This is a genomic window from Psychrobacter vallis (assembly GCF_904846715.1).
Lineage (GTDB): Bacteria > Pseudomonadota > Gammaproteobacteria > Pseudomonadales > Moraxellaceae > Psychrobacter > Psychrobacter vallis.
Genome location: NZ_CAJHBU010000013.1, coordinates 1 through 20017, shown reverse-complemented (window position 1 = coordinate 20017; position 20017 = coordinate 1). Strand labels below are relative to the sequence as shown.

The following is a 20017-nucleotide window of genomic DNA, read 5'->3' as shown; positions in this document are numbered from 1 at the left end:
TTCAACTATACATAGTCAAAAATTCTTGTAAAACAAACCATAAAAAAGCGGCCAATGATAAATAGTCATTGGCCGCTTTTTTATGGTTTACTCTACCTCTTAAAGAGGGTCAAGTGAAATTAACGCTTGTCATTACGGTCACGAGTATTGCGTGTACCGCGACTGGCAGGGCTCGCACTACTTTTAGGTTTTGCACTATTACTGCGGCTATCGCTACGAGTATCAGTAGTACGACGAGCTTTAAGCGGCTTATTTCTGATACGCTCTTGCTTTTCTTTGGCCGCGCCATGTAGACCAGTACCATAACGGGGACGTAAGCTCACCAAATCTGTCAACGTATTGATGTCTTTTTTATCCAGCTCTAAGAAGCGACCAGTACGCAATTCTTTTGGTAGCGCAATCGTACCGTAGCGTGTACGAAGTAGACGGCTTACTTTTAGGCCTTGTGACTCAAATAGACGACGCACTTCACGATTACGGCCTTCTTTTAGCTGGACGTGATACCACTTATTGACGCCTTCACCGCCGCCATCTTTGATGTCTTCAAACTGCGCCATACCATCTTCTAGCATGACACCAGAAGTTAAAGCACGGGCGATATCAGGTGTTACTTCACCTAATACACGAACTGCATATTCACGCGTGACTTCACCAGACGGATGCATCAGTCGATGCGCCATCTCTCCATCATTGGTAAACAATAACAGTCCAGTTGAGTTGATATCCAGACGTCCAACCATAACCCAGCGGTCGTGAGTCAGTTTTGGTAAACGCTCAAAAACAGTTGGACGACCTTCTGGATCCTTGGCTGAGCAAACTTCGCCTTCAGGCTTGTAGTATGCTAGCACACGGCGACGCTTCTCATTTTCCGCCGTATATTTGATCTGACGACCATCAACGCGAATCTCATCGCCTTGCTCGACGCGATCGCCAATGGTTGCTGGACCATTATTAACAGACACACGGCCTGCTTTAATGACTTCTTCCATTTGACGGCGCGAACCTAGCCCCATGCGGGCGAGGGCTTTCTGTAATTTTTCATCTTTCATTGTGATGTCCTTGAGTCGGTGGGTTTACATTTCTCAATGTATGAATAGGCACCATTTTATACATGGATTTACAGTATAAAGAAGGTGCAAGTGTTTAATGACGCGCTATTATACTAGTAAACGACATTTGATATTGGTCTTTTTGGTTTCTTTATTTGACTAATGTCACTCTAGTATCTATGCAGAGATATACAGTATCGATGTTTTCGTAAAGTGTTAGCTTTTAGCTAGGGTGTGTCCTCATTTTAAAAATGGGGATAAAAATGAGATAAGTTGCCGTCAAACAAGGAAAGTAGCGCAAATAATATTGAGATATTGATAAGCTATTTGACGATGTTTGGCAAAATTTCGCCATTTTTAGCCCATTTAGAGGATAATCGATTGAATTGAGGACACGCCCTAATATGCCTAAGTGCTTTTTTAGGAAAAATAAAACTTATGTTAAATATAATTAAGTATATTTAAGCGTATTTTTTTTGTATCAGCTAAAATTACCTCCACAGTAACATGGATAACTTATGTTATTATGCAGATTATTTATGTTAAAAACGCAAGATTAGAGCAGTTTTTTAGTAAATTTACTTTTAAAAATTTGCGTGATTGCGATGATTGATGAGGCTCTTTTATATGAGACAGGCAACTAAGTTGTTAAGTACAGCGTGTTTATTACTTAGCAGTATGCTTTACGGGTGCGCCACTACCACTATTAATTCTGGACTTCAAGCGGGTGAGTTGCCACCAAGTGGTTCTTTTACGGCAAGCAACGGTATCAATTTTAATGTGCAGCCTCTCACCCTCGCCACATTACCGCCCAAGCAAGTAACTCGACCACAACTCAGTAGTAATATATCTACTTTAGTTAGCTCATCTAGTCGAATGAACTATCGCATTGCACCATCTGATATACTGAGTATTATTTTGGTCGGCTATCCTGATATCACCACCGCAGGTGCTTCGGGATATCCGGTAGATCAACAGGGTTTTATACAGTTCCCACTGATTGGACGTATACAGGCCGGTGGTTTGAGTGTGCCGCAATTTACGGCAAACCTGAGTGCGCGTTTGCAGCGTTATCTAAAATATCCAGACCCACAAGTGAAAGTAAGTGAGTATCGTGGTAACAAATTCTTTATTGATGGCGAAGTAAATAAGCCTGGAGAGTTTAACATCACGGATGCACCAGTTTCACTATATAGTGCCATTTCTATGGCTGGTGGGGCAACAGAGATAGGCGACTCAAACAATATTGTACTCAGACGTAATGGTACGGACTATCGTATAGGCCTACAGTCACTACAGCAAACGGGGTTGTCTGCCAACCAGATCTATGTTCAAAATGGCGATGCTATCCGTGTCAGTAAGGAAGATATCAATAAGGTATACGTTTTGGGTGAGTTTGGCAAAGTTGCACCTGTACCTATCTTGGATCAGGGTTTGAGCTTGGCACAAGTTATCGGAGAATCGTCAGGTTTAAATTCAAATACTGCCAATGCTGCGAAAATTTACGTGGTACGGGATCAACCTAACTCCCAGTATACAAATATTTATTATGTAGATATGCAGGCCATCACCAGTTTTGCATTAGCCAATCGGTTTGAGATGCAGCCAAACGATATTATTTATGTTGATCCTACAGGCCTAACTCGTTGGAACCGTATCATCAGTTCACTATTGCCATCAACTTCAGCGATCAGAGGTTTTACAAGTTTATAGGGAGTCATCAGCATGGCGTTTGATAATATTTTGGTGGTTTGTGTGGGTAATATTTGTCGAAGCCCGATTGCTGAAGCTTTATTAAAAGAACAATATCCACAAAAAAGAATTGATTCTGCAGGTCTCTCGGCGGTAGTTGGTAATCCAGTTGATCCAAAATCACAAGCAGTGATGGATCCGTATAATATAGATATGTCTCATCATGTTGCAAAGCAAGTAGACGAAAAACTGGTTATGAGAGCAGATATTATATTCACCATGTCAGATGGTCAAACTAAGTGGATAGAAGAACGATGGCCATATTGCCGTGGAAAAACTTTTAAGATAGGGCACTGGATTGATAAGGAGGTTGCTGATCCTTATCAGCATGACATATCATTATTCGAAATAGCAAGACAGGATATTGTTGATAGTCTTAAGCTTTGGACCGACAAAATTAGTTGAATGACTAATATTTAATTAATAGTATTAAGTGATGAACATATGGTTATGAATACAGATACAAAGAATGCAGGGCAGTCTAATGTAGAAGACAAAGATGATATTGATGTATTGGCTCTGCTGTTTGTAGTGTTACGTGGTTGGAAAACCATATTGTTTTTCGCATTGATAGCATTGCTAATAGGGGTGCTCTACGGTCGCTATATAAATCCTACCTTTAAGTCAGATGCATTGATACAAATAGAGGAAAACTCTCAAGGTGTATCAGCGTTGGGCAATCTTGCATCAGAGCTCATCACACCGCAGGCCAGCAAGGCGCAGACAGAGTCTCAGCTTATACGATCTCGTATGATACTTGAACCTGTTGTGGATAAACTGAATTTACGAATACGACTTGCGGATCCTTCTATTGGCTATATGGATAGAATTAAGAGCAATCGTGTCGACACTCAAGTAAGTACTTCCGAAGGAGTATCATTAAGGACTGAAAACGGCCAAGCGCAGATCAGTCAGTTTAATGTCTCACAAGGGTATCTAAATCAGGCTTTTACTATAACGAGATCGGACACAGGTTTTGTACTTAGCAATGGGTTTGATGACTTTAAAGGTGAGTTCAACAAATCGCACTCATTTAAGGGTGTAGATGGCCAAATTCAAATAACGGTCGTTGATTTACCTATTAACTCTCATTCTGTTACGGTAACCAAGCAATCAGTACAAATTACTACGGATGCCATAAATAGCACTTTATCCGTGGTTGAGCAGGGTCAGCAGACAGGTATCGTTGAGTTGTCTATGACAGGGCCGAATCAACAACAGGTCAGTTTAATTTTGAAAGAAATCATTCTTTCTTACATAGATCAAAACCAAACCCGTGGCTCTGAAGAAACAACCAAAACAATTAAATTTATGGAAACGCAGATTCCAGCTTTAAAGAAAAAGCTAGAGGATTCTGAAGCAATATTTAATGAGTTCCGTACTAGAAACGGCACTATTGACGTTAGCCAAGAAGCGTCAATCCTATTGTCAGAGAATGCGCAAATTGACTCACAACTGAGTGAGCTTCAACTGAAAAAAGCGGAGCTGACGACTTATTATACAGAAGATCATCCCTTGGTCATTCAAATAAATGACCAGCTCACAGTATTGAATAGTAGAAAGCAAGAAATAAATGACACCATTGCAGGCTTGCCTGAGATACAACGAGAGTTTTTACAGCTCTCTGAAGATACGGCAATCAATAGAGAAATCTATCTGACGTTGCTCAAGAACTATGAGCAGTTGAAAATAGTAAGAGCTGGTCAGATTGGCTACGCTCGTATAATCGATTTGCCTATTAATACTTTCAATGCGATTGCACCAAATAAGATGCAAATTTGGGTATTAGCAGCGTTATTGGGTACTATGTTAGGTACAATTTTAGTACTACTAAAAAGCTTATTGAGAAATGTAGTCAAAGATCCTGAGCGTCTTGAAGCCAAGACAGGAGTGCCAGTTATTGCGACCATTCCACGCTCACCATTATTGACAAAATTAAATAAAACCAAAAAATCCTCAAGCCGACTGCTTGCTTATAGTGATAGTAACAGTTTGAGCTACGAAGCAATTAAAAGTTTGAGAACCAGCCTGATGTTCGGGATGCCAAAAGAAAGTCGAATGGGACAACGAGCAAAGGTTATATTAATTACTGGTGAAAGTCCTGGGGTCGGCAAATCTTTTATCTCTTCAAACTTGACAGAAGTCTTTGCGCAATTAGATAAAAAAGCACTTATTATAGATGCAGACATGCGTTTGGGAGAGTTGCATAAAGCATTCAATATGAGCCAAGACAACGGGCTGGCTGACTATTTGCAGCAAGATGAGCATCAAATAGCCGATGTGATCCATGCTACGGGTATAGATAATGTGGACTTTATACCTAGAGGCAAAAAACCATATAACCCGATATCATTATTATCAAGTGCGAAATTCAACACTTTGATGATTGAGCTCAATGCTCATTATGATTATATTGTTATTGACTCAGCACCTGTATTGGCTGCTTCAGATGCCTTGGTACTGTCACAGTATGCTGATAAAGTATTGATGGTTACTAGATATGATAATTCAATTGAAGGACAATTGGTTTACGCTATCAATCAGCTGAAAAAATCAAATGTACAAGTAGATGGTATTGTTCTCAACGATGTACAACAAGGTATTATGAGTAAATATAGTTATCACTATAATTATGCTTATGGTAATAACCAATAATTAAATTTTTAAAAGTGTTATCTAAATTAATATCCTTTAAGTAGTTGATTGCTATGTTCATAAAGTCAGAAGCTAAAAATGCGTCTCAGTCATCTGATGCTAAAGTTGGCTGGTTACAACATATGGCCGAGTATTTCTTATCATTGCCCCGTAGCGTTAAGCGAGGAATTTTACTTACCACTGACATGGTAATGTCATTAGTTTGTTTGTTTTTAGCCCTATCTTTACGTTATGGCTATCTTGGCAATCACATCGGTTTACCGGCATTATTTTTTTATGCCGTTATTCCTATCGTCGGCTTATATGTAATAGGGTTCTACAGAGGTGTCGCTAGAGGTTTCTTTGATGCAGTGATGGCAAGCGTCTCGCAATTGTTTTTTTTGCTCATTATATTTTATGAAGTTATTATCTCGTTTGCTGTTTTTCCTGCTATGCCGCGCTCAGCACCTATCATATTTTTGTTTTTGTTCTTTATTTGGTTATGGAATAGCAGGCTGACTATTCGTGAATTTTTAACGCGTCTACAAGGCAAAAGCCAGCAACGCGCTAAACATACAGAAGGTTATGATAATGTCGTTATTTATGGTGCAGGAGAAGCGGGCAGAGATTTATTAGAAGGTCTAAGAAACTCTCACAAATATAATGTTGTGGCTTATATCGACGATGACCCGCAGCTTACAGGTGCTTATCTGCTCGACAAAAAGATCTATCCTGCTGATGAGTTGGTAAGTTTGGTAGAATCGCTGGATATTGCACAAGTGTTTTTGGCTATCCCTTCTATTAGCCGTGCCCAAAAAAGGCATATTATAGATAAGCTCTCAGGCATTGCTATAAAAATCAAAGAATTACCAAGTCTAGAAGAAATCGCTGACGAAAAAGTGACTGTTAGCAGTATGCGAAAAGTAGACATCTTAGATGTATTAGATCGCCAAACTGTTGAGCCTGATGCTTTCTTATTACTAAAAAATATCAGTGACAAATGTGTACTGGTCACTGGTGCTGGTGGCTCTATCGGTAGTGAGCTATGTCGTCAAGTCATCAAAAATAAGCCAAAATATCTCGTACTCTATGAGTTATCTGAATTTGCACTTTATAGTATTCATCAAGAATTAACTATAAAGCAAGCAAATACACCTGCTTATCAACAGATTAAAATCGTCGCCATCATTGGAAATGTCACCAATGAATCTAACCTACTGAGAATCTTTAACCTGTACAATATACAGACCGTATATCATGCGGCTGCTTACAAACATGTGCCATTAGTGGAGCACAACCCTTTTGAAGGCGTTATTAATAACAGCAAAGGAACCTACCACTGTGCGCGCGCGGCTATCGCAGCCAATGTTGAAACCTTTGTCTTAATCTCTACAGATAAGGCCGTACGACCGACTAATATTATGGGGGCTTCTAAGCGTTTAGCAGAGTTGGTGTGTCAAGGCCTAAGTCAGACAGATAGCCGAACCTGCATTAGTATGGTGCGTTTCGGTAATGTGCTGGGCTCGTCAGGATCTGTTGTACCATTGTTTACTAAGCAGATAGAGCAAGGTAAGCCAATCACCGTGACCCATCCTGATGTGACTCGTTATTTTATGACGATACCAGAAGCGGCAAACTTAGTTATCCAAGCAGGCGCAATGGCCTCGGGCGGCGAAGTGTTTGTCCTTGATATGGGAGAGCCAGTCAAAATTGTGGATTTGGCGCACCGAATGATTCATTTAAGTGGACATGAGGTCAAAGATGACAAGCATCCTGATGGTGATATTGAAATCGTCTTTACTGGGCTGCGCTCTGGTGAAAAACTTTATGAAGAGCTTATTATTGGTGAAGATAATGTACAAGACACTGCTCATCCTCTGATTATGCAAGCGATAGAGCATAGCTTTCCACTAAATGAGCTTGAGGCAGTACTGTTTGAACTTACTGAAAAGCAGAGACAATTCGATGTCACTTGGCTAAAGCAACAATTTAAGCAATTTGTAGACGGTTATCAGTCAGATACCGCTACTGATACTTTAAAGTCGATTGCGACACTTAATAATACAAATGCTTAATATAATATCTGGGTGCTGTTAGTATGGGCATGATTAAAAAAAATAGCTTTATTAGTGGTGCAGGTGTTTATTTAGTTTCAAATATTCTTAATGCTGTTATACCTTTTATTCTACTGCCTATATTAACTCGCTACTTAAGTCCATCTGAATATGGTGAAGTAGCCATGTTTCAGACATTATTAGGCGCATTAGGTGCGTTTATAGGTGTAACTTTCGTAGGTGCAGCAAATAGGAAGTTTTATGACGCCAATCTTGACAAAAAAGAACTGGCTGACTTTGTTGGAGCATGCATTCAATTAACAATTATTTTTTCATTACTTGTATTTTTAGTTCTTTTCGTTTTCCAAGATAAGTTTTCTGAATGGTTGAGTTTAGAACCTAGTTATATTCTTTTTGCAGTTGCTGTTTCTTTTTGTATGGTAATTATAAATCTGCGGTTAGGGCAGTGGCAAATAAGAAAAGAGGCATTTAAGTATGGTGCTCTACAAATTTCACAAAGCTTATTTAATATGTTGTTGTCTTTGTTGTTAGTAGTCGTATTGTTAAAAGGTGCAGAAGGACGTATAGATGCACAAATCTTTACAAGTCTGGTTTTTGTAGTAATAGCATTGCTTCTTCTTAAAAAAGATAACTTACTCAATATTTTTGCATGGCGTAAAGATTATTTATCTGAAGTATTAAAATTTGGCGTGCCTTTAATGCCCCATGTAGCTGGTGGATTTCTATTAACTACTGTCGATAGGATTGTGATTAATCGAGAAATTGGACTGGCTGAAGCAGGTATTTATATGGTTGCTGTCCAACTAACAGCCGCTATAGGTATTATATTTGATGCTATCAATAAAGCTTATGTACCTTGGCTGTTTGAACGGTTAACAGCAGATCAGTTACAAGAAAAGCAAAAGATAGTTAAACTAACTTATGTATGGTTTGGTGTCATTTTGGCTGGTGTCATTTTGTCATTTTGGATAGGTCCTCCTCTAATAGTACTAATAGCAGGCGAGCAATATGCAGAAGCAGGTAAGGTAGTAGGATGGTTGGCATTAGGACAGGGTTTTCAAGGAATGTATCTTATGGTAACCAACTACGTATTTTACTCTAAAAGAACGGGTTTGCTCTCAGCAGCTTCTATCAGTTCTGGCATTTTAAATTTAGTTTTATTAATTTTATTGGTTCGAGTTTTTGGTTTAGAAGGGGCAGCAATTGCGTTTGCTACTTCTATGGGTATTCGATTTTTACTAACTTGGTGGATAGCTCAAAAGCGTCATCCAATGCCTTGGTTTAGTTTTATTCAGTAAATGGGTTTATTATGACTTCTATTTTAAGTTTGATCGGTAGAGAAAAAGAGCTTTTTGCCGCAGATATAGAAAATCAAGAAGAACAATTAAAAGTAACTGTTTCTAACTCTAGGTTCTTAGTGCTTGGAGGTGCTGGCTCTATCGGTCAGGCCGTTACTAAAGAGATTTTCAAACGCAACCCAAAGAAACTTCATGTGGTTGATATCAGTGAAAATAACCTAGCCGAAATGGTGCGGGATATTCGTAGTTCATATGGTTATATTAATGGTGACTTCCAAACCTTCGCTTTAGATATAGGCTCTATTGAATATGATGCTTTTATCAAGGCTGATGGTCAATTTGACTATGTGCTTAATTTATCTGCACTGAAACATGTGCGTAGTGAGAAAGATCCATATACATTGATGCGTATGATTGATGTTAATATATTTAATACTGATAAGACATTACAACAGTCTATCAATACGGGTGTTAAGAAATATTTTTGCGTATCAACTGATAAAGCTGCTAACCCAGTTAATATGATGGGTGCATCTAAGCGTATTATGGAAATGTTCCTAATGCGTCATAGTTTAGAAATTGATATTTCTACTGCGCGTTTTGCTAATGTTGCTTTTTCTGATGGCTCCCTATTACATAGTTTTAATCAACGCTTAGAAAAAAATCAGCCTATCGTTGCACCTAACGATATAAAACGTTATTTTGTAACGCCTCAAGAGTCTGGCGAGTTATGCTTGATGTCATGTATATTTGGTGAGAATCGCGATATATTTTTTCCTAAACTTAGTGAGAGTCTACATCTGATTTCATTCGCAGATATTGCTATTAAATATCTTGAACAAAAAGGGTTCGAGCCTGTTTTATGTAGCACTGAAGAGGAAGCGCGCGATTTAGCTAAAACTCTACCTGCACAAGGCAAATGGCCCTGCCTCTTTACTGGTAGCGATACAACAGGTGAAAAAGACTTTGAAGAGTTTTTTACGGATGCAGAAATCTTGGATATGCAGCGTTTTAGTAATTTAGGTATTATCAAAAATGATGCTGTTTTCAATAAAGACTTGCTTTTAGAGTTCGAAGCTAGCATTCATTCCATGAGAAAAAATCTTTCTTGGAATAAAAAAGATATTGTCGAGCTGTTTTTTAAAATGATCCCAGATTTCGGACATAAAGAAACGGGTAAGTATTTAGATGGAAAAATGTGAGACAATAATGCAGAGAAAACTAATTAAACTCGTAAGAGATATTTATTCTACTAATGAATTTATTCCTTTACATGCGCCAACTTTTAAAGGTAACGAGCAGGCTTATTTAGCAGAGACAATATCCAGCACCTTCGTATCGAGCGTTGGTAAGTTTGTTGATGAGTTCGAGCAGAAAATTCAAAACTTTACAAGTACCACACGTGCAATTGCTACTGTAAATGGCACTGCTGCATTACATACGGCTTTAAATTTAGCGGGCATAAAATCGGGTGATTTGGTACTGACTCAGGCTTTAACCTTTGTAGCAACTTGCAATGTGTTACATCACATGGGCGCCAAGCCAGTTTTTATTGATATAGAGCCTATTGCATTTGGTTTATGTCCTAAGGCTACATCTGAATGGTTATCCGAAAACGCTACATTAGATGCTGATAGTCAATGCCGCCATAAAGCTAGTGGTGCAGCAATAAAAGCTATTATGCCTATGCATACTTTTGGCCACCCTGTCCAGATTGATGAGTTATTAGCCGTATGTAAAGATTGGAATTTAACTTTAGTTGAAGATGCTGCTGAAAGTTTAGGTTCTTATTATAAAGACAAGCATACTGGAACTTTAGGCCAGTTTGGCGCACTAAGCTTCAATGGTAATAAGGTAATTACTACTGGTGGCGGCGGTATGTTGTTATGCCGTGGGCAAGTGGATGGAGATAGAGCCAAGCATATAACCACTACTGCTAAAGTACCACACCCTTATGAGTTTTATCATGATGAAGCAGGATTTAATTACCGAATGCCTAATCTGAATGCTGCTCTAGGCTGTGCGCAAATGGAGCAACTTGAAGCGAAGCTTGCGAGTAAACGTGTTATAGCTGAACAGTACGCTAATTTCTTTGAAGACAGTGACCTTCAGTTTGTAAAAGAGCCTGATTATGCACATTCTAACTATTGGTTGAACGCTATTATTTGCCCTGATGCAGCTACACGTAACGATTTGTTGGAAACTACCAATGCACAAGGTGTCATGACTCGCCCAGTTTGGCAGCTGATGCACCGATTGCCTATGTTTGCTGATGCTTTAAGAGGTGATCTCACTCATTCTGAGTGGGCAGAGGCTAGGCTTGTTAATTTGCCTAGCTCACCTGTAGGAGTCTAAATGAGAAAAATTGCAGTATTTACTGGTACACGAGCAGAATATGGTTTGTTATATTGGTTATTAAAAGATATACAAGCAGACCCTACTTTAGAGTTACAATTACTTGTATCAGCCATGCATTTGTCACCTGAGTTTGGTATGACGTATCAGCAGATTGAAGCTGATGGTTTTATAATTACTGAGAAAGTTGAAATGTTACTTTCTACAGATTCTGCAGTAGGTACTGCTAAAAGTATCGGCTTAGGTGTAATTGGTTTTGCAGATGCTTTAGCTCGTATGAACCCTGATGTACTAGTAGTTTTAGGTGATCGTTTTGAAGCATTAGCAGTGGCTCAGGCTGCTATGATTTTGCGTATTCCGATTGCGCATATTCACGGCGGAGAGATAACTGAGGGTGCATATGATGATGCAATTCGTCATGCTATTACTAAACTAAGTTTGTTGCATTTTACATCTGCTGAAATGCATAGAAACCGCGTTATCCAATTAGGTGAGTCACCTGAAAGAGTGTTTAATGTTGGCGCAGTAGGGCTAGATCATTTAAAACGTAGCAAATTGATGTCAGTTGATGAGTTGAGTGACTCTTTAAATTTCAAGCTGAAACAACCTTATGTCTTGGTTACTTATCACCCCGTCACCTTAGCTTCTGAGCCAGCGAAACAATCTTTTTTAAATCTATTAGCTGCACTTGATAAATTTCCAGAGCTACAAATTGTATTGACGTATCCAAATGCTGATGATGGTGGCAGAGAGATTGTTGCTATTCTAGAAGATTATGCTAAAAAACAGCCGCAACGAGTGTTGGCTATACCTTCTTTAGGTCAATTACGCTACTTAAGTACCGTAAGTAATGCTGCTGCTGTTGTGGGAAATTCTTCTAGCGGAATCATAGAAGTACCCTCTTTTAAAGTACCTACAGTAAATATTGGGGAAAGACAGCGCGGACGGTTAGCTGCTGAGAGTGTAATATCTTGTGCTCCTAAGACTGAAAGTATTGTCGACGCGCTAAATGTAGCACTAGAAAGTGATTTCAGTAAAGTTGTTAACCCATATGGTAAGGGTCAAGCGAGTAAAGCTATCTTAGAAGTCCTTATATTGGCTGATTTATCAACTATAAAAAGATTTCATGACATTTAAGGAAGTACTAAACTATGACAAAAATAATAGCTGAAGCTGGTGTTAACCACAATGGTAGTACAGATTTGGCCTATAAGTTGATTGATGCCGCCTATGCTGCAGGTGTTGATATCGTAAAATTTCAAACTTTTAAAGCTAAAAATCTAGTTACTAAAAATGCCCAACAGGCTGATTATCAAAAACAAAATACAGGTGTGACTGAATCGCAGTTTGACATGTTGAATCGTCTTGAGCTTGACTATGATACACATAAATCGTTAGTTGCATACTGCGATAAACTTGGTATTGAATTTTTGTCTACAGCTTTTGATAAAGAAAGCTTAGATTTTTTAGTAGACGACCTCAAATTAAAGACACTTAAAATTCCATCAGGCGAATTAACTAATGCTCCTTTTGTACTTGAGCATGCATTAACAGGTTGTGATTTAATAGTATCTACTGGTATGGCTAGCTTGGCTGAAGTCGAGGCCGCATTATCAGTGATTGCGTTTGGTTTAACGAATACCCATAATTCACAGCCTAGTGAGCAAGCTTTTTTTGAGGCATATAATAGTAAAGCAGGTCAAAATGCACTTCAGGAAAAAGTGACCCTTTTACATTGTACAACTGAGTATCCGGCACCTATCAATGAAATTAATCTGAATGCTATGCAGACATTGGCATCAGCTTTTAAACTGACGGTTGGTTATTCAGATCACAGTGCTGGTATTACTATACCGATAGCAGCAACAGCTTTAGGTGCTCAATTAATTGAGAAACATTTTACTCTTGATAAAACGCTGCAAGGCCCTGATCATAAAGCATCATTAGAACCTGATGAATTAACCGCTATGGTACAAGCTATTCGTGATGTTGAGCAGGCTTTAGGTAATGGTATAAAAGGCCCTCAGCCATCAGAGATAAAAAACAAACCAATAGCGCGTAAAAGTTTAGTGGCAGCGGAGGTAATAAAGGCGGGTGAAGTGTTTACTGAAAATAACTTAACTATTAAGCGACCAGGCGATGGTTTATCGCCATGCAAATACTGGTCATTGTTAGGTAAAAAATCTCAGAAAGATTATGATGAGGGAGACCTTATCAATGCCTAAGCCGCTAGTGATTATAGGCTCGGGAGGGCATGCGTCTGTTATCGCTGAAATACTCTTGAATCAGGGACGAGACATTGTTGCTGTTGTTTCGCCCATACAGGTTTATGAGAATAGTCCTCTAAAAGGTATAACTCGTTTAGTAAGTGATGAAAGTTTGCTAGATACATACTCGCCAGATCAAATTGAATTAATAAATGGTATTGGTGCTATACCAGGTAACGATACACATTTTAGGTTATTTAACTATTTTTCAGAGCATGGATACACTTTCTCATCAGTAATTTCACCTCATGCTATTGTAGCTAGCAGTGCTAAACTGGCGCAAGGTGTACAGATCATGCATGGCGCAATTATTCAGACTAACGCGAATATAAATCGTAACTGCTTAATTAATAGTGGCGCAATTGTTGAGCATGATTGCTCAATTGGACCTCATAATCATATTGCACCAAATGCCACATTAAGTGGTGGTGTAATTACTGGATCTCAAGTACATATAGGTACTGGAGCAAACGTGATACAAAGTATAAAAATCGGACAGCAATCTGTTGTAGGCGCTGGATGTACAGTAGTTCGCGATGTACCAGAAAAACAGGTCATTGTCCCTGCACGTAACCGAATTCTGCGCTAGGAGCAAGAGCTAATGACTAATTGGAAAGATGTGGTGCTGACACCTAAATCAACAATTCGAGATGCCATGCGTACACTCAATGATACGGCTTTACGCATAGCGGTAGTGTGTGATAATAATAATAAAATACTTGGCACAGTGACGGATGGTGATATTCGGCGGGGTTTATTAGTGTCATGTGATATGACTGACTCTGTTACTACTGTGATGAATAGGGACCCTAAAACGGTAACGGCATCTCATACTAGACAACAGCGTATCGAAATAATGGACAAACATGGTGTATTGTCTCTGCTGGTGGTCGATGATAAGGGTCATCTGATAGGATTAGAGACATTACACCAAGTTTTACATCCTGAAAAGATTGATAACCCTGTATTTATCATGGCTGGTGGCTTTGGTACACGTTTACGTCCGCTAACAGACCATTGTCCTAAACCTATGCTACCTGTAGGTGATAAGCCTATGCTAGAGCATTTGATTAATCAGTTTATTAGACTTGGTTTTCACGATTTTTATATATCTACTCACTATATGTCAGAAGTCATTCGAGATCATTTCGATGACGGAAGCAAATGGAATATTAGTGTTACTTACATTCATGAAGAGTCACCACTAGGAACTGGGGGAGCTTTAGGTTTACTACCAAAAAACTTACCTAAATTACCTTTAATTATGATGAACGGTGATGTCTTAACAAAAATAGATTTTAAACACTTACTAGATCATCATGAATTCCATCAATTCGATGCTACCATGTGTGTCCGTGAACTTGAACACAAAGTTTCTTTCGGCGTTGTAGAAAGTCAGGATAATCTAATTACTGCCATGGTCGAAAAACCAACTTATCGCTACCATATCAATACTGGCATATACGTCTTAAGTCCTGAGTGTGTAGCTTCAGTTAAACCAAACATAAAGATAGATTTACCTACATTGCTTGCAGAGAGAATGGAAAAGCAAGAAAAAGTTGGTATTTATACCAGCTATGACTATTGGCTTGATATTGGACAGATGGCAGATTATCAAAAAGCACAGCAAGATATTAAAGGATTTACTTAATGAACATTGCTATTATTCCTGCTCGTGGTGGTAGCAAGCGTTTACCAGGTAAAAATATAAAGCTACTAGCAGGTAAGCCTTTGATTGCATGGACTATTGAAGCCGCTTTAGAAAGCAATATATTTGATCATGTATTTGTAAGTACAGATGATAAAGAAATTGCAAGAATATCTAAGAAGTTTGGTGCTGAGATACCATTTATGAGGCCTACGGAATTAGCTAGTGATACTGCAACAACTAATGATGTTATCACTCACTTAGTAGAATGGTTTGATAAGAACCACAGTCAGCAGGTCTCTAATATAGCTATTTTGCAACCTACATCTCCTTTAAGAAATGCAAGACACATAGAAGAATCCATGGATCTGATGCATGAAAGGTCAGCGAAGGCAGTTATTTCTGTATGTGAGCTTGAGCATCCTATTCAATTCTGCAATACGCTAGGTATAAATGGTTCGATGGATGGTTTTATAAAGCCTGATAGTAATAAAAGAACTCAGGATCTTGAGACTTTCTTTAGATTAAATGGTGCTGTATATCTATTTGATAGAAGTTACGTGGGCGATTTAGATAATTTGTATAGTGATGGGACTTATGCCTATGTAATGAATAGAAAGTCATCCATAGATATCGATACCGAAAATGACTTTGAGTTAGCTAGATTTTTGCTTGAAAATTAATGTTTGAAATTTATTTAATGGCATAATTAGTTATATTTTTATAAAATTGATACTAACAACAGGATACATGATGAAAACTTTACTGATTGTTAGGACGCCTTTTCAAGCATGGTTAGCAAATATAGTTTTAGAAAAGGAAAATATCTTTAATTTTGATCTTGTGTATTTTACTCAGAATAATTCTGAAGAAGATAAACACTATTATAGTGCTTTAGCTCTAAAAGCCCATAAGTCAGACTATATATTTGTTAGGTTTAAACGATTTGATATAATCTCTCATATAACATTTCGATTAAAAGCAAATAAGTGGTATAGGTATAAAAAATATAATACTGTGATCTTTGCTAGCATAAATGCTTTAGTACCAAATTCTTTAATCTCTAAACATAATAAAGCAAAATTAATTACCTTTGATGACGGGGCTGCTAATATAGTTAATAACGGTATATTTTATAGTGATCTTAACTCTAATAGATCTAGAATTTATCAATTTGCTATAGGTGCTGTTCCACTTAATATTATAAAAAGAAGAATTTCCTACCATTATACTATATATAAAAATTATGAAAATATTGTTGAAAATGAACAGCTAAGATATATAGATTACTTTGAAAAAAACAAATATAAGAAATCAAGTACGACTAAGACCTATTTCATAGCCAGCCCATTTGAAGAAGTTATGTCTCAAGAGCAGATCAAAAGATTAGAAGGTCATGTCAAAGACTTAAAAATAGATTGTTACGTTACTCATCCAAGAGAACGTAACCCTCTTAATTTAGGTGCTAAATTTTTAGATAAAAAGGGTAGAATTGCTGAAGAGGCAATAATAACGGATGCACAAGATGCCTCTATCGTATTAGTTGGTTGGTTTAGTAGCGTGATGCTTAACATAGGCCCACTTTGTAAAGAATGTATTGTTCTACTTCCGAAGGACTCTATACAAACTCCTGAGCTTTTTGAGCTTAGTAAAAAATCAGGATGTACACCGATTTTAATTTAATTTGAGGTTCTACAATGTTTAGTGTGGTAATACCTTTATATAATAAAGAAAAATATATCCTTCGTGCAGTAGAAAGCGTACTGGCTCAGACATATAAAGAATTTGAGCTGATTGTTGTAGATGATGGTTCAACTGATAATAGTTTAATAAGTATTAAAGATATTTCAGATTCTAGGATTAGAGTCATAAAGCAAGCTAATCAAGGTGTAGGTGCGGCGAGAAATAAAGGTATGACTGAATCCAATTATAAGTGGATTGCTTTACTTGATGCTGATGATGCTTGGTCTACGAATCATTTAAGTGAGTTGTTTAATATAATAAAAGAATTTCCTGATTCCGGCATGGTTTCTACAAAAATTTTAGAGTTAGAAGATGGTAAAGAATTTTCTACTGTTGATGAATATAAGTCTAGTAATATCCACTCTGTAAATTATTTTTTTGAAGCTTCGAAGAAAATAAGCGTAATAACTAGTTCCTCTGTTGCTATAAAAAAAGAAATTTTTAATAAAATCGGAGGGTTTAGTAATAAAAAAATGGGCGAAGACTTAGAGTATTGGGCAAAAATATCGTTGTCTTATCCTGTAGCAATATCAGATAAAGTTACATCTTATTACTTCAGGGGCACTAATGGTGCAATGGATTCTCAAGAGACTGTTAAAAAAGCTAAAGAGTTCTTGATATTAAATGATATATCTCCATCGATAAATTTAATTGTAAATGAATCAAAACTAAAGCCATCAATTTTGAAGCAAAAAAATATTAGAAGATATATAAATAGTAGATTGCATAGTGGAATTAAACATTCGCTATATAGAGGTGATATTGTATCTGCCAAAAAAATCTCAAAATTGGCTTTGCCTCAAGCTGATAAAATGTATATATTTGCTTTAGCAATTAGTATAGCTCCTAAAGTAACTTTAGAGAAATCTATTAAAAGCTATAAAGGAATAAAATAAATAGGTTTAATAACCAATATAGTAAATGTCTCAATTAAAAAATTACTGGACTATTTTATGATATGTATTTACTCACCTAGTGAGAATATTTGGGGTGGTGGCCAAGTTTATATAGAATATTTATGTAAATATATGAACAATAAAGGTCTGTCTACAACTATTGCGACTTCTGAACCAGAGAGCTTTGATTGTCCTACTATGAAAATGGAATCTGTAATTTCTAAAAAAAAGCGATTGCTAGATTCATATTCTTTTGCTAAGAAGCTTAAGAAATCCAATATTAAAATAATAGTCCTCAATGACTTGTCCTCTCTTTGGCTAGCGCCTATATTTAAATCTCACGGTATAAAAGTAGTAGCTCTTTTGCATATCTATTTACAAAAGAAAAATGCTGCTGGTCTAGGATATGCTCCTTTTGAATATAAATTATTAAAATTTTCTAGTCTTTTTTGTGACAAAATTTTTAGTGTGAATAAAGAGAACGTAGATATATTTCCAGTTGAAGTGGATTTTGTCGGTAATTTTATATCGCCATGGTTTTTTAGCGACTGTAAAGTGGCTAAAAAATATGATTTAGGCATTATTTCTAGACTTTCTAGAGAGAAAAATATACCTCTTTTTATCGACTTAATTGAACGTCTCAACTCTCAACGAGCTGAACCAATCAAGGCGTTGATATTAGGACGTGGTGAAGAAAGAAGTAATCTAGTTAAAGCTATTGAGCAAGCAGGTCTAGAAGATAGTATAGTTTTGCAAGATTGGGCTGATAGAAAAGAGTTGCCAGCAATATATGACAGTATCAAATGTTTTGCTATAACCAGTCATCATGAGGGATTTGCAACTACTTTACTCGAAGCACATGCTCGTGGTATACCAGCAATTACAACCAAGAGCGCGGGGTTTTGTGCGGAGTTTATAGAAGGTTTTGCTGGTGTTACTGGAGTTTCATTTATTCCTAGAGATATAGAGTCGCCCAAATTTCAGCAAAGTGTATTGTCTCTGATTGATAATGCAGACAGTTATTACGATGCTTGTATAGATAAAGCTAAATTATTTAATGAAGACAAAGTGTTAGGGCAAATTACTCAAGGTATCGAATTATTGTTAATTGAAAAGAATAAGGTAAATTAAGTGAGAATATTATATGTAATCACTGGATTGGGTAGCGGAGGCGCTGAGCGTGTTGTTTGCGATTTAGCAAATGAGATGTTCAAAAAAGGTCATGATGTTAAGATTGCTTATCTCACTGGTGAGGCACTTACTAAGCCAGATTACAAAGAGATTGAGCTTATAAAGGCTAATTTGAATGACTTTAAATCATTGCTGCCAACTTATATTAGATTAGCAAAAATTATTAGGAAGTTTAGACCAGATGTGGTGCATTCGCATATGGTACATGCAAATATTCTGATGCGTTTGGTTAGAGTAACTACCCCTATCAAAAAATTAATATGCACCGCTCATAATAGTAATGAAGGAGGTGCTCTAAGGATGTTGAGTTATAGGGTAACTCATAATTTGGCCAATATTTCTACTAATGTGAGTCAAGAAGCTACTGAAGCATTTGAAGCTATAGGTGCTGTTCCTAATAATGGAATGCAGACTGTATATAATGGCATCGACCTAGAAAAATTTAATTGTATACCAGAAGCTAGAGCAAAATTAAAACAAGAGTTAGATCTTACGGAAGAATGTGGAATAATTCTCGCAGTTGGAAGGTTTAATGAGCAAAAGGATTATCCTAATCTATTAAAAGCGATTAGTTTGTTAAAAAAAGAGATAACCTATCCTTTGAAGGTAGTAATTGCTGGTGATGGCGAGTTAAGAAACCTAATAGAAGATATGATTAGTAGTTTGAGCTTAAAAAAAGAAGTTGTATTACTAGGTAGAAGAAGTGATATTCCTGAGCTTATGAATGCCGCAGATTTATTTGTTCTGCCATCTAAGTATGAAGGGTTTGGTTTAGTGGTTGCCGAAGCAATGGCATGTGAATGTTTAGTGGTAGCAACCGACTGTGGAGGGGTGGCTGAGGTCTTAAGCAACTCTGACTTCTTAGCACCACCTGCTGATGCTATAGCGTTAAAGAATAAGATGAAATATGCTTTAGAGCTTGAAGACGAAGATAAGAGTATCGTAATCAATAAAAACTTAAACCATGTCCAGGAAAAATTTTCTTTGAAAGATATAATAGAGAAATGGACTGCTTTATATTATGAATAGTAATAGTAAAATTTTTGAGAGAATTCCTAATTCTACTCTTTTTTTGGCGCTAATCGGCATATTTTTTATTAAAATTATTA

The 20017-nt window shown here is 37.2% G+C and carries 17 protein-coding genes; 16 read left to right on the top strand and 1 reads right to left on the bottom strand.

Going from position 1 to position 20017, the window contains the following annotated elements; translation table 11 throughout:
* Positions 1–119 precede the first annotated feature (119 nt).
* Positions 120–1049, bottom strand: coding sequence for a 23S rRNA pseudouridine(2605) synthase RluB (rluB, locus tag JMY02_RS09190; protein ID WP_201597430.1), 930 nt, complete (start codon positions 1047–1049; stop codon positions 120–122).
* Between the two features lie 627 nt (positions 1050–1676).
* Between rluB and JMY02_RS09185 the strand changes: the two genes are divergently transcribed.
* The 16 genes from JMY02_RS09185 to JMY02_RS09110 all read left to right on the top strand — a co-directional run bounded on the left by JMY02_RS09185 (position 1677) and on the right by JMY02_RS09110 (position 19937).
* Positions 1677–2762, top strand: coding sequence for a polysaccharide biosynthesis/export family protein (locus tag JMY02_RS09185; protein ID WP_227678464.1), 1086 nt, complete (start codon positions 1677–1679; stop codon positions 2760–2762).
* A gap of 12 nt (positions 2763–2774) precedes the next feature.
* Positions 2775–3206, top strand: coding sequence for a low molecular weight protein-tyrosine-phosphatase (locus tag JMY02_RS09180; protein WP_201597426.1), 432 nt, complete (start codon positions 2775–2777; stop codon positions 3204–3206).
* Between the two features lie 45 nt (positions 3207–3251).
* Positions 3252–5456 carry a polysaccharide biosynthesis tyrosine autokinase gene (locus tag JMY02_RS09175; protein WP_201597424.1) on the top strand — a complete coding sequence of 735 codons (2205 nt, stop codon included), beginning with the start codon at positions 3252–3254 and terminating at the stop codon, positions 5454–5456.
* A 53-nt stretch (positions 5457–5509) separates the two neighbouring features.
* Entirely contained in the window at positions 5510–7510 is a 2001-nt protein-coding gene (locus JMY02_RS09170; protein WP_201597417.1) for a polysaccharide biosynthesis protein, read from the top strand.
* A gap of 23 nt (positions 7511–7533) precedes the next feature.
* The gene (locus tag JMY02_RS09165) at positions 7534–8808 is read left to right on the top strand and encodes a lipopolysaccharide biosynthesis protein (RefSeq protein WP_201597416.1); all 1275 of its coding nucleotides are present in this window, start codon (positions 7534–7536) and stop codon (positions 8806–8808) included.
* Between the two features lie 11 nt (positions 8809–8819).
* The gene (locus tag JMY02_RS09160) at positions 8820–10010 is read left to right on the top strand and encodes a UDP-N-acetylglucosamine 4,6-dehydratase (RefSeq protein WP_227678463.1); all 1191 of its coding nucleotides are present in this window, start codon (positions 8820–8822) and stop codon (positions 10008–10010) included.
* 7 nt (positions 10011–10017) lie between these two features.
* Positions 10018–11163: a LegC family aminotransferase gene (locus JMY02_RS09155; RefSeq protein WP_201597415.1), complete on the top strand. Its 1146-nt coding sequence runs from the start codon at positions 10018–10020 to the stop codon at positions 11161–11163.
* On the top strand, positions 11164–12300 hold the full coding sequence (gene neuC / locus JMY02_RS09150; RefSeq protein WP_201597410.1) for a UDP-N-acetylglucosamine 2-epimerase: 1137 nt from the start codon (positions 11164–11166) through the stop codon (positions 12298–12300).
* 14 nt (positions 12301–12314) lie between these two features.
* Positions 12315–13388 carry an N-acetylneuraminate synthase gene (gene neuB / locus JMY02_RS09145; RefSeq protein ID WP_201597408.1) on the top strand — a complete coding sequence of 358 codons (1074 nt, stop codon included), beginning with the start codon at positions 12315–12317 and terminating at the stop codon, positions 13386–13388.
* A complete protein-coding gene (locus JMY02_RS09140) occupies positions 13381–14019 on the top strand; it encodes an acetyltransferase (RefSeq protein WP_201597406.1) in 639 nt (212 codons plus the stop codon). Before neuB ends, JMY02_RS09140 begins: the two co-directional genes overlap by 8 nt.
* A 12-nt stretch (positions 14020–14031) precedes the next feature.
* Positions 14032–15081: a nucleotidyltransferase family protein gene (locus JMY02_RS09135; RefSeq protein WP_201597404.1), complete on the top strand. Its 1050-nt coding sequence runs from the start codon at positions 14032–14034 to the stop codon at positions 15079–15081.
* Positions 15081–15761: a pseudaminic acid cytidylyltransferase gene (gene pseF / locus JMY02_RS09130; RefSeq protein ID WP_201597402.1), complete on the top strand. Its 681-nt coding sequence runs from the start codon at positions 15081–15083 to the stop codon at positions 15759–15761. The genes JMY02_RS09135 and pseF overlap by 1 nt, the downstream gene beginning before the upstream one ends.
* A 70-nt stretch (positions 15762–15831) precedes the next feature.
* A complete protein-coding gene (locus JMY02_RS09125) occupies positions 15832–16761 on the top strand; it encodes a glycosyltransferase family 52 (protein WP_227678462.1) in 930 nt (309 codons plus the stop codon).
* 14 nt (positions 16762–16775) lie between these two features.
* Entirely contained in the window at positions 16776–17717 is a 942-nt protein-coding gene (locus tag JMY02_RS09120; RefSeq protein WP_201597397.1) for a glycosyltransferase family 2 protein, read from the top strand.
* A 57-nt stretch (positions 17718–17774) separates the two neighbouring features.
* Entirely contained in the window at positions 17775–18848 is a 1074-nt protein-coding gene (locus tag JMY02_RS09115; protein WP_201597395.1) for a glycosyltransferase family 4 protein, read from the top strand.
* Entirely contained in the window at positions 18849–19937 is a 1089-nt protein-coding gene (locus JMY02_RS09110) for a glycosyltransferase (protein WP_201597393.1), read from the top strand.
* Positions 19938–20017: the final 80 nt, after the last annotated feature.

Bases quoted from the DNA above. Each gene is read 5' to 3' on its own strand.
- JMY02_RS09155 (WP_201597415.1), top strand. From the start codon at position 10,018: ATGCAGAGAAAACTAATTAAACTCGTAAGAGATATTTATTCTACTAAT.
- JMY02_RS09185 (WP_227678464.1), top strand. From the start codon at position 1,677: ATGAGACAGGCAACTAAGTTGTTAAGTACAGCGTGTTTATTACTTAGC.
- JMY02_RS09175 (WP_201597424.1), top strand. From the start codon at position 3,252: ATGAATACAGATACAAAGAATGCAGGGCAGTCTAATGTAGAAGACAAA.
- neuC (WP_201597410.1), top strand. From the start codon at position 11,164: ATGAGAAAAATTGCAGTATTTACTGGTACACGAGCAGAATATGGTTTG.
- neuB (WP_201597408.1), top strand. From the start codon at position 12,315: ATGACAAAAATAATAGCTGAAGCTGGTGTTAACCACAATGGTAGTACA.
- JMY02_RS09170 (WP_201597417.1), top strand. From the start codon at position 5,510: ATGTTCATAAAGTCAGAAGCTAAAAATGCGTCTCAGTCATCTGATGCT.
- rluB (WP_201597430.1), bottom strand. From the start codon at position 1,049: ATGAAAGATGAAAAATTACAGAAAGCCCTCGCCCGCATGGGGCTAGGT.
- JMY02_RS09135 (WP_201597404.1), top strand. From the start codon at position 14,032: ATGACTAATTGGAAAGATGTGGTGCTGACACCTAAATCAACAATTCGA.
- JMY02_RS09160 (WP_227678463.1), top strand. From the start codon at position 8,820: ATGACTTCTATTTTAAGTTTGATCGGTAGAGAAAAAGAGCTTTTTGCC.
- JMY02_RS09180 (WP_201597426.1), top strand. From the start codon at position 2,775: ATGGCGTTTGATAATATTTTGGTGGTTTGTGTGGGTAATATTTGTCGA.
- JMY02_RS09115 (WP_201597395.1), top strand. From the start codon at position 17,775: ATGATATGTATTTACTCACCTAGTGAGAATATTTGGGGTGGTGGCCAA.
- JMY02_RS09120 (WP_201597397.1), top strand. From the start codon at position 16,776: ATGTTTAGTGTGGTAATACCTTTATATAATAAAGAAAAATATATCCTT.
- pseF (WP_201597402.1), top strand. From the start codon at position 15,081: ATGAACATTGCTATTATTCCTGCTCGTGGTGGTAGCAAGCGTTTACCA.
- JMY02_RS09125 (WP_227678462.1), top strand. From the start codon at position 15,832: ATGAAAACTTTACTGATTGTTAGGACGCCTTTTCAAGCATGGTTAGCA.
- JMY02_RS09140 (WP_201597406.1), top strand. From the start codon at position 13,381: ATGCCTAAGCCGCTAGTGATTATAGGCTCGGGAGGGCATGCGTCTGTT.
- JMY02_RS09165 (WP_201597416.1), top strand. From the start codon at position 7,534: ATGGGCATGATTAAAAAAAATAGCTTTATTAGTGGTGCAGGTGTTTAT.